The organism is Chitinophaga sp. Cy-1792, from assembly GCF_011752935.1.
GTDB lineage: Bacteria > Bacteroidota > Bacteroidia > Chitinophagales > Chitinophagaceae > Chitinophaga.
In genome coordinates, this window is sequence record NZ_VWWO01000002.1 from 2,137,287 (window position 1) to 2,147,093 (window position 9,807).

At 45.4% G+C, this 9,807-nt stretch carries 8 protein-coding genes; 2 read left to right on the top strand and 6 right to left on the bottom strand.

What is annotated here, in order from left to right; translation table 11 throughout:
- Nucleotides 1-21: 21 nt before the first annotated feature.
- Genes F3J22_RS22805 through F3J22_RS22830 form a run of 6 tightly spaced genes read right to left on the bottom strand, consistent with a single transcriptional unit; the run spans nucleotide 22 to nucleotide 6,778 of the window.
- Nucleotides 22-1,164, bottom strand: a complete 1,143-nt coding sequence (locus F3J22_RS22805; protein WP_240155147.1) for a glycosyltransferase family 4 protein — start codon at nucleotides 1,162-1,164, stop codon at nucleotides 22-24.
- A 5-nt stretch (nucleotides 1,165-1,169) separates the two neighbouring features.
- Nucleotides 1,170-3,008, bottom strand: a complete 1,839-nt coding sequence (asnB, locus tag F3J22_RS22810; RefSeq protein WP_240155148.1) for an asparagine synthase (glutamine-hydrolyzing) — start codon at nucleotides 3,006-3,008, stop codon at nucleotides 1,170-1,172.
- A gap of 50 nt (nucleotides 3,009-3,058) precedes the next feature.
- On the bottom strand, nucleotides 3,059-3,979 hold the full coding sequence (locus F3J22_RS22815; protein WP_167020235.1) for a glycosyltransferase family 2 protein: 921 nt from the start codon (nucleotides 3,977-3,979) through the stop codon (nucleotides 3,059-3,061).
- Nucleotides 3,969-5,195, bottom strand: a complete 1,227-nt coding sequence (locus F3J22_RS22820) for a glycosyltransferase family 2 protein (RefSeq protein WP_167020236.1) — start codon at nucleotides 5,193-5,195, stop codon at nucleotides 3,969-3,971. Before F3J22_RS22820 ends, F3J22_RS22815 begins: the two co-directional genes overlap by 11 nt.
- Before the next feature lie 2 nt (nucleotides 5,196-5,197).
- Nucleotides 5,198-6,355: a sugar transferase gene (locus tag F3J22_RS22825; protein ID WP_240155149.1), complete on the bottom strand. Its 1,158-nt coding sequence runs from the start codon at nucleotides 6,353-6,355 to the stop codon at nucleotides 5,198-5,200.
- Between the two features lie 33 nt (nucleotides 6,356-6,388).
- Entirely contained in the window at nucleotides 6,389-6,778 is a 390-nt protein-coding gene (locus tag F3J22_RS22830) for a response regulator (protein ID WP_167020237.1), read from the bottom strand.
- Nucleotides 6,779-7,206: 428 nt separating this feature from the next.
- Here F3J22_RS22830 and F3J22_RS22835 point away from each other — a divergent pair, with 428 nt between their 5' ends.
- Nucleotides 7,207-8,454, top strand: a complete 1,248-nt coding sequence (locus tag F3J22_RS22835; RefSeq protein ID WP_167020238.1) for a glycosyltransferase family 39 protein — start codon at nucleotides 7,207-7,209, stop codon at nucleotides 8,452-8,454.
- A gap of 10 nt (nucleotides 8,455-8,464) precedes the next feature.
- Nucleotides 8,465-9,646 (top strand): glycosyltransferase family 2 protein, encoded by a 1,182-nt coding sequence (locus F3J22_RS22840; RefSeq protein WP_167020239.1) that lies wholly within the window; start codon nucleotides 8,465-8,467, stop codon nucleotides 9,644-9,646.
- Nucleotides 9,647-9,807: the final 161 nt, after the last annotated feature.

A 9,807-nucleotide genomic window follows, 5' to 3' on the forward strand; every position in this document is an offset into this window, starting at 1 on the left:
GTGTAATTCGGTATAATGAATTCAATGACTAACCAGCTTATAAAATACATTACTGTATACCTCTTCTATTTTGGTGGTCATGGCAGTGATGCTGTGTTCTGCTCTGGCACGCTGTAAGGCAGCATTGGCAAGGCGGCAACGTAATGCGGGATCATTGGCCAGCTTTAACAAGGTAGCACTGAGCACCGCTGTATTCCTGGGTGGTATCAGTATACCGCTGACATTATCCTCCAATGCTTCGCGGGTACCGTCTACATCAGAGGCAATGATGGCTTTCCCCATTGCCATGGCTTCCAGAACGCCTATCGGGAAGCCTTCCCACAAGGAAGGCAGACAATAAATATCTATTGCTTTTAATATGCGGGGGATGTCCTGCCTGAAATCATCAAATACGACAGCATGGTCCAGACCCAGTCTGGCAGCCAGTTCCATCACCTCAGATTTCAACGGCCCTTCCCCTACCATGAGTAATTTAAGTGCCGGCTGGATAGCATGTGCCGCAGCGAAGGCCCTCACCATACCGAGCGGATCTTTTTGAATAGTCATTCTGACAATAAATCCGACAACAATATCAGTCGCCTTAAAGCCATAGCTTTCCCTGACGTGGCCGCCGTCTATATCCGGCGTAAAGCTGTTCAGGTTGACACCATTACGGATTACCACCGAGCGGAAGCCCTGGATCACCTGCATACCTGTTTGCCGGTTAGATTCGGAAACAGTGATGTTGATACCGGTACGGCGGGTGATCAGCCTTTCGGCAAATATCCTTGCCTTGCGGTTCCAGAATGGCAGTTCGTTATGGAAAGACCAGCCATGGACGGTATAAATCACCGGTAATCCCATAGACCGTGCGATCCATAAAATATTGGTATTGGCCCTGGAACCATGTACATGGACCATGTCAATACGTTGTTCTTTTAATAATTTTTTCACGGCTCCCCATACACGAAAATCGAATGGACGTTCGGTAGCTATTACAAATACGGGGATTTGCATCATCCGAAGGGTATCCACCATCGGACCTTCCGTAAAGGACAAAACAATAGGTTCGAATCTGGAGGTATCAATGGTACTTACAAGATCCAGCACATGTCTTTCTCCTCCACCTACTCTACCCTGGTGGATAGTCTGCAATACCCTGATTTTCCTGTTTGAATGCATCATCTTAGTTACAGCGGGGCGATCCAGCGGCTAAACCACAGCTGAAATACCAACATATTCCAGAGCTTCTGATGGTTTACCTTTTCGCCTTTTAAATAGCAGTTTAACAATGGTTGTATACTAGCAGCGTTTAACAAACCGGACTGCGCTAATTTTTCAGGCGAGAGATAATATCGCATCTGTTCACTCAAAGCGTCCCTGAACCATACCTGCAAAGGTGCAATGAAAGGCTTTTTAGGCCTGTCCATCAGGGATGCAGGAATGTATCGGTGAACGATAGTCTTCAGTATATATTTGTTAACACCATCTTTTCTTTTAAGGGATTGTGGAACCTTCGCTAAAAATTCCACCAGCCGGTGATCCAGCATAGGTTCTCTTCCTTCTATGCTGACCGACATTGTTGCGCGGTCTACCTTTGTGAGATTATTATCGACCAGGAAAGTTTTGTAATCCATGGCCAGCAGCTTGTTTAAAGGGTCATTAACAGTTTGTAGTTCACCGTTCAGATCAAAGGCAGTTTTGTATCTATCCGGGGTTTGCTGCAGGTATTGTTTCAGTTCTCTATCTGTCAGGTGCTGGCTGATATATTTCATGGCCGCTTCGGGTTTGCCGCTTTGCCATATCAGCTTCATCTTTTCGTATCGCGTGGAAAAATTATATTGTTTATTGAAATACGGTATACGTTCCGGGTTGATCAGGTCCATTGTTTTGCTCAGCAGGAACTGCACCGGTGCAGGGATGCCGTTGGTATACTTCAGGGATTGCGCAAATTTACTGTAGCCGGCGAATATCTCATCACCGCCATCAGCACTGAGGGCCACTTTCACCTGTTTACTTGCCAGGCGGCTTACCAGCGTCGTAGGTACGGTGCTGTTATCCGCGAAAGGCTCATCATATACTTCCGGCAGGTTGTGCAGGATTTCTGCTGCATCGTTCGGGCCGATGATCCATTCGTTATGGTCTGTTCCCAGATGTCTGGCGATGGCTGCCGCTTCTTTTGACTCATCCCATTGGGCCTCTTTATAGCCGATGGTAAAGGTTTTTATTTTACTGGTACTATCCGCCTGCAGGATAGCGGCTACGCTGGAGCTATCATAGCCACCACTCAGAAAAACACCTACCGGCACATCCGACACCATGCGGTAACGGTAGGCACTTTGCATGAGCTTCTCTGTTTCATCGATGATCTCTGCTTCTGAAAGTCCTGTCAGTGGCTGGCGGTAGGCATCCAAAACATTCCAGTACTCATGTGTGGTAACGGTGCGGGTGGCCAGCTGTAACTTCAGCAGGTGCCCAGGCAACAGTTTCCAGGTATTTTTAAAAATGGTATAGGGAGCAGGAATATAGCTGTATTGCAGGAACAGGGATAAACTATTGGTATCAATATCGTTTTTAAAACAGGGATGATGATGAAAGCTTTTCAGCTCAGATGCGAACAACAGGATGTTATTATCCCAGGCATAATACAATGGCTTTACACCTGCTCTGTCTCTCCCCAACAACAACTCTTCTCTTTGTTCATCATACAGGGCAAAGGCAAACATGCCGATACATTTGTCCAGCACTTTTTCCTGCCAGCAGTGAAAGCCTTTCAGCAGTACTTCTGTATCTGAACCGGAATAAAATTTATAGCCCAATGCCAGCAGCTCCTGCCGGATCTCGCGGTAGTTATAAATTTCACCGTTGAAAATTAATGTATAGGAGCCGAAATGCATGGGCTGATGGCCGGATGCAGAAAGGTCGAGGATCGATAGTCTGCGCTGGCCAAGGCCAACGGTGGCAACTTTAGGCAGAAATACTTCATAGCCTGCATCATCAGGACCGCGGTGTAGGAGTGCGTCCGTCATATTCTGCAGGATTTGTGTACCTGTCTGCCGTGAAAAATCTACAAAACCAGCTATACCGCACATGATTCCTTATTTAGATTTAAGTTTTTAATATTCCAGATCACCCCTTTCCAGAAAGCGCGCAGATGGTCCTTTTCGCGTTTCAGCACATATCGGAGCGTATTCTTAGGGATGGTCACAAAGGCAAAGAACAGCAGGAACAGGGCCAGCTGGTACCATCTTACGTTGCGGCGCATAAACAGGATGCGGTTGCGGGTGAGATAGTATGTTTTGAGCACACTGTTTTTTCCTGTGGTCATAGATTCTTTATGGTAGATGAGTGATGCCGGCTCATAGTAAATGCGATAGCCTTTACGTCTGAACATCTCGCACCAGTCAAATTCTTCATAGTAGAGAAAATATATTTCCGGCATCAGTCCTACTTCCTCCAGTACGGCGCGTTTCATCATCATGGCGCCACCATGCGCATAGGCGGTGGTGCCGCCGGTATTGTACTGGCCCCTATCTTCTTCCTTACAGCCGATCATACTGTTTCTGCCGGTGAAAACATCTACCTGTCTGTACCCGGCATATTCTATAATACCCGGATGAAAGAAGTAATGGAATTTCGGACTAACAATACCAACATCTGCATGTTGCTCAAAAATGGCCAGCAGTCCGGGTATCAGCCCGGGCGTAAAGGCAGTATCATTATTCACGAGAAACAGGAAATCACCTTTTGCGGCCTGTATGCCAATATTATTTCCACCTGCAAACCCTTTATTGGTAGCACTTCGTATCACTTTCACCGCCGGGTATGCATTGGTGAATGAGTCTGTCGGATCTTCGGCAGATGCATTATCCACCACGATCACTTCCAGGTTTTTATAATCGTTGGAAGCGATGGATTCCAGCAATGCAACTGTTACCGCACTGTTGTTATAGTTAACGGTAACGATGGAAACCAGTGGTGTATGTACGTTATTCGGCATCCAGTAATGGGTTGTCTACAGTTGTTTTAGAATGACTGGTATGGATAAAGGTATTGTCCGCACCTTTCAGTTTAAACGTCAGTGCCAGCATGATACCTATAGCTCTTGGCAGACTCACCAGCCCTTTCAGGAAATACTTCGCATAAAAGAGTCTGGGTATGGGCAGCAACAAAGTCAATGCATTGGTGGCCCATAGTATCAGCCAGTACCAGTAAGGGATAAACAGGTAATGCTGTAAAAAGAAATATAGTACAGGCATTAACGTTACAAAGGTCAGCAGCAGCATCCTTGGCGGCATCATGTTCTGGCAGACGAACAGGTTGAAATAGTCCATGTTGCCGGTTTTGAGCGCATACCATCCTTTGTGCCAGTATTTAAAAAGATACTTATACTGACTGGAGAGCCAGCGTCGGCGCTGGTTGGTAAATGCTGCAGCATTGTCCACCTTTTCATCAAATACCAGTGCTTCTTCCAGGTAGTATATGGGTTGTGGTTTTAAACCGACCTTTTTAAAAACGGTTCCATCGGCCATCAGCAGCTGCAACACTTTATCAAATCCGCCGGTAGCATCGATTTCCTGCATCGCAGTTTTTATCAGCTGATACTGAAAAGCCATGCCGGAGCCTATCAGCGACGACGACAATCCCAGGGCGCAGCTGCCTTTACGATACAGGTGATTGGAAATAATTTCATTCGCCGTATCCAGGATAGCAAAGGGCGTATCGATATTTTTAGCTACGCGCCTGGCCTGTACAGCCATATGCCCCTGCCGGAATGCGTAATTGATCTTTAACAGAAAATCAGCATCCAGGAGGTTATCTGCATCACAGATGAGGGCCATATCATAGCTGTTATCCAGCTGTTGGAACGCCGCATTCAGTGCACGCACCTTGGTACTTTTTTCGAAGCTCACCGGAACCACGATGGCACTGGTAACTGCCAGTGCCTCCAGGGTAGCGGGTTGCAACGAATCTGCTATTACTACTATATCAAAAGACGATCGCGGATAGCGTAGCTTTTCGTAGTTGGCCACCGTGGCAAGGATGATGGCATCTTCCTTGTAGGCGGGCACCAGCACTGCAATCCGGCCATACGCTTCCTGGCTCCAGTCGTCTACTTTCTTTTTTTTCTCCAGGCTGGCAGCAAGGCAGAAATAAAGATTATACAATACACACAGCGCCGGGAACAAAAACACAACAATTTCTACAACAAGCATTACTATACATTTTCTTTTTGCACAAGTGCAAATGGGGTATTCATCATGATCCACATATCATAGCCAAACGTATGTTTGTTGGCATAGTTGATATCCAGACCAATTCTTTCTTCTGTTGACATATCCTTATTTCCTCTTTTGCTGATCTGCCAGAGTCCTGTGATACCGGCAGGTGCATTGAAGCGTTGCGACCACTCGTCTGTGGTAAGTGCAGCAGCTTCATAGAGTGGCAGCGGGCGGTTACCTACCAGCGACATATCTCCCTTAATTACATTGAGCAATTGCGGGATCTCGTCCAGGCTGGTATTACGGAGGAAGGCACCCAGCTTTGTGATACGCGGGTCGTTGGTAACTTTATAAAATACAGTACCACCCTGTTCGTTACTATATTGGTTGAGGTGCGACAGCTGTTGCAATTTTTTATCTGCGTCTGGCACCATCGTTCTGAACTTATAGAATTTAAAGATGCGGTAGTTTTTACCGGCTCTTTTGGCGGCGTAGAATATCGGGCCTTTAGACTCCATTCTGATCGCTGCTGCGATGACCAGCAAAAAGGGCGACGCCACAATGAGTGCCATGCTGGCCAGGAGGATATCCGTCAGTCGTTTGATAACAGCGCCCGGAGTGCGTTTGGGCCGGGTAAGATTTTTATCGGGAGAAGTACTTTCCTGGCGCGTGATGACACTCAGGTATTTGAACTTGCTAACAAACGTTATTTTTTTATCGAGTGTGTGCATGAGGCAGTCGCGGGTGATTACCTCATCGATGAAGCGGTATTTCCTGGCAAAAGATTTCAGTTGCTCTGAAACCTGCTCTGAATACATAAAGAAGGGAATAGAGCGCAGTACCTGGTTATCCTGAAAGTACTGTTCCCATTGTTCGCACTCCTGTTCATATTTACTGTTAAAGCGGTAAATGATGACAGCAGGGATTTTACGGAATACGTTCAGCACCTCTGAAATAGAGGCCTGTGCGGCATTTATATCCTGTACAACCAGGAATTTATAATTGCCGGGGGTATCTCTGACATCCAGGTAGGTATTACCCACAAAGATGACAATTTTTTCGGGGCTCAATTGACGAATCACAGCAGTTTCCGTTTTCTCATGCGCTGGTTTCAATGGCATAGCAGGAGTTAATTCAGGTGTAGTCGTTCCCATTATTAATTATTTGGCGTTAAACAATGCGGCATATCAGCCGGCAGCTACCAATTGATCATTCAGAATATCAGATACAGATGCTGACAGTTGGATAGGATCGAAAGGTTTGCTAAAAAATGCATGTACGTTATGGTGCTGATTAACGGTAGCAGTAGTATCCGCATCATTACATGCAGACAGCACTACCACAGGGATATCTCTATATAAGTTGCTGGACGCCAGGAACTGAATCAGTTCATGACCGTCGATATTTGGCATCTGGAGATCGGTGATGATAAGATCCGGGGTATTGCCTTTGGAGAGCCAGGACATTGCCACTAAACCATCCTGCGCTGAAACAACATGATAATTTTTGCTGAAGATTGCTTCCAGCAGAAACCTTATCGGTAAACTATCGTCTATTATTAATACTTTCTTTTTCATTCCACCTTCTGGTTTATTTTTTTTAAATATTAGCATGGATAGCGCCAATGCGGCATCAAAACCATGAGAAGGCTTTTTATGGGATGTGGTCGAAAATATCAGATGATCAGGTGGTTCTTCTGGAGGATATTTACAAAGATACGTTGAGGCATCTCAGGGTCATAGGTTGTAAAATATTGTGCCACAACCAGGCGATTCAGATTGAGCGTAAAATTATGTTTCTTTATAATTTACGAAGTATTTTTTTGGTAAAAAGTATTTTTTTTCCGGTGAATGCATAAAATTTGAACGTAAGTGCAATTTAAATGCTGACATTAATAATATTATAAAGCCATACATTTTGAAATACTGATATTGATTGATACTTTTACACTCCCAAAATGAGTACGGTTATGCCAACTGCAATCCCAAATCCCTGAATCGCGTACATGGAAAGAAGACTACTATTTATCCTTGGTATCGGTGGATACCTGCTACTGTTGCTGATTACGATACTCCATCACCAGGCCCCCCTGTTCGATGAGCCCCTGTTCGTACGTAACCTCTATTTATTTGATGCTGAAGGGCTTTCAAGAAAATTCCTGCTTGATATGAATGATCAGGCCCCGGGTCCGCTCTATCAGCTCATACATTATCCTTTATATTTTATAACACACTGGCAGACACCAGGTATTCGTTTAGTCAATACCGTATTTTTAGGTATTATAACGTGGATGCTTACACGTATTATCCGCAATCTTTACCAGCTCCCCTTGTCAGATACCTGGCTGGCAGCCCTTAATATAATAGCCGTACCGATGATCTGGCAGGTATCGGGTATGGCACTCACAGAGATCCCCCCCGTCCTCTTCTCCCTGTTATCTGCCTGGTGCTTTATAACAGCAGTACAATCATCTCCCCGGAACAACAGCAAAAGCATACTATTTGCAATTTTTGCAGGTATCTCCTGCGGAATAGCCATCATAGGGCGATCTCCTTTTCTTATCATGATCCCGGCAGCAGCAGCTATATTAATAGATAGCCCTAAAAGCCGGATGCGCTGGATGGTCTTTCTGGTCTTCTCCGTTTGTGCGTTAGCGATAGCACTACCGCTGTTCATCGTCTGGAAGGGCTTAATGCCCCCAAAACAGGCCGTTATTGCCACCGGCGGGTTCAGCATATGGCATGGCATACTATCGTTCGCCTACGGGGCAATGGTGACGATTATTATCGCGCCGCGCTGGTTCATTTTTAACAAACGCATATTATTATCTTGTGGTGTCACCTATATATTATTGCTGATACTGAACCTGATGGTACTGGATTATACCTTCGCGCCGATGAGTGAAGTACTGGGTCGTATATTGCCGGCAGCAGTGTCAGATATATACCCCTACCTGATCTCTCCCCTGCTGGGTACGATTGCTTTTTATTTTGTCGGCTGTTCCCTTTACCGTTTATGGGAGAACAGGGAAAATCCTGTGTTTTGCTTTTTACTCTGCTGTGGCATGCTGATGCTGGCCACCAGCTTCGCAGTAACACATCTGTTCAGCTCCAGGTATGTGGCACAGGCAGCACCTTTTCTGTTACTGGTACTGGTGCCCTACGACAGGATCAACTATGCCAAACTCTTTCGTTTTGCGGTAGGTATGTGTATCGGGCTGTTATCATTGGAAACTTATTTTTTATTCAGATAGTAAATAGAATATGAATAGCTGGAAAGCCATTTGTCTGCTTAGCCTGGTAATTATCTTTTACAGTTACCTGGGCTATGGTATCCTCCTGTACCTGGTACTGCGGGTAAAGCGTTTGTTTATAAAACCTTTAGCTACCGATAGCACGTATGAACCGCGGGTAACCTTTATGGTGGCCGCTTATAATGAGAGTGCATTCATTCACCTGAAGATTGCCAATACCCTGGAGTTGGATTACCCGCGTGATAAAATGAAGATTGTTTTTGTTACCGATGGCAGCACAGACAACACCAATGCCATTATCAGCAAATACGAAGGCATTGAACTGTTGTTTCAGCCGCAGCGTAACGGTAAAACAGCTGCTATCAACCGTGCGATGACAACCGTTGATACCGAGGTCGTAATTTTTTCAGATGCCAACACTTTATTGAATCCGGCAGCCGTACGCGAGCTGGTAAAGCATTTTGCCCACGACAGTACCGGTGCGGTAGCCGGTGAGAAAAAGGTAATCGCAAATAAAGACAGTGGCACAGAAGGCCATGGAGAAGGGATGTACTGGAAATATGAATCGAAGCTGAAACAGTGGGATGCAGAGCTTTACAGCGTAATGGGTGCAGCCGGTGAACTGCTGGCTGTTCGCACCAGTCTTTACCATGCTATTCCTGAAGATACCATCCTGGATGATTTCATCATCTCTTTTAATATCAACAAACGCGGTTATAAAGTATTATATGAGCCGAAGGCTTATGCCATGGAATCACCTTCTTCTTCATTGCAGGAAGAATATAAGCGGAAAGTGCGTATCGCTGCAGGTGGGTTTCAGTCTATGGCCCGGCTGGCGGCGCTGCTCAACATTTTCCGTTACCCCAGGATTACGTGGCAGTATGTTTCGCACCGGGTACTCCGCTGGACGCTGGCGCCGCTTTGTCTGCTGTTATTGCTGCTCAGTAATTTAATTATTGTATTTAACGGTGGAGGCTATACGTATTTCATTTTATTCGGCTTACAGTTGTTTTTCTACGGTGCCGCCTATACGGGATTTCTGATGGCGCAACATGAAATGAAGATCAAATACTTTTATATACCATTTTATTTTGTATTCATGAATATTGCAGTATATAACGGGTTCACACGCTATGTACGAGGTAAGCAGTCGGCCGTATGGGAACGCGCCCAGCGTTCAGTGAGTATGTAACAGGTTGTAATCAGGTGATTACATTCAACCGCTCAATTAATACGTTCCCTAACAAAAAAGGGACGTTTACCTAAAAAAGTGTATCATTTAAAGTTGTCATACTAAATTAGCGGCCGATACCGGATATACCAGCAATGAAAATTCAACACAACAGTGATTGT

What these genes read in the sequence shown, in the direction of transcription:
- F3J22_RS22835 (WP_167020238.1), top strand. Translation starts at nt 7,207, where the DNA reads ATGGAAAGAAGACTACTATTTATCCTTGGTATCGGTGGATACCTGCTA.
- asnB (WP_240155148.1), bottom strand. Translation starts at nt 3,008, where the DNA reads ATGACGGACGCACTCCTACACCGCGGTCCTGATGATGCAGGCTATGAA.
- F3J22_RS22820 (WP_167020236.1), bottom strand. Translation starts at nt 5,195, where the DNA reads ATGCTTGTTGTAGAAATTGTTGTGTTTTTGTTCCCGGCGCTGTGTGTA.
- F3J22_RS22805 (WP_240155147.1), bottom strand. Translation starts at nt 1,164, where the DNA reads ATGATGCATTCAAACAGGAAAATCAGGGTATTGCAGACTATCCACCAG.
- F3J22_RS22825 (WP_240155149.1), bottom strand. Translation starts at nt 6,355, where the DNA reads ATGGGAACGACTACACCTGAATTAACTCCTGCTATGCCATTGAAACCA.
- F3J22_RS22830 (WP_167020237.1), bottom strand. Translation starts at nt 6,778, where the DNA reads ATGAAAAAGAAAGTATTAATAATAGACGATAGTTTACCGATAAGGTTT.
- F3J22_RS22840 (WP_167020239.1), top strand. Translation starts at nt 8,465, where the DNA reads ATGAATAGCTGGAAAGCCATTTGTCTGCTTAGCCTGGTAATTATCTTT.
- F3J22_RS22815 (WP_167020235.1), bottom strand. Translation starts at nt 3,979, where the DNA reads ATGCCGAATAACGTACATACACCACTGGTTTCCATCGTTACCGTTAAC.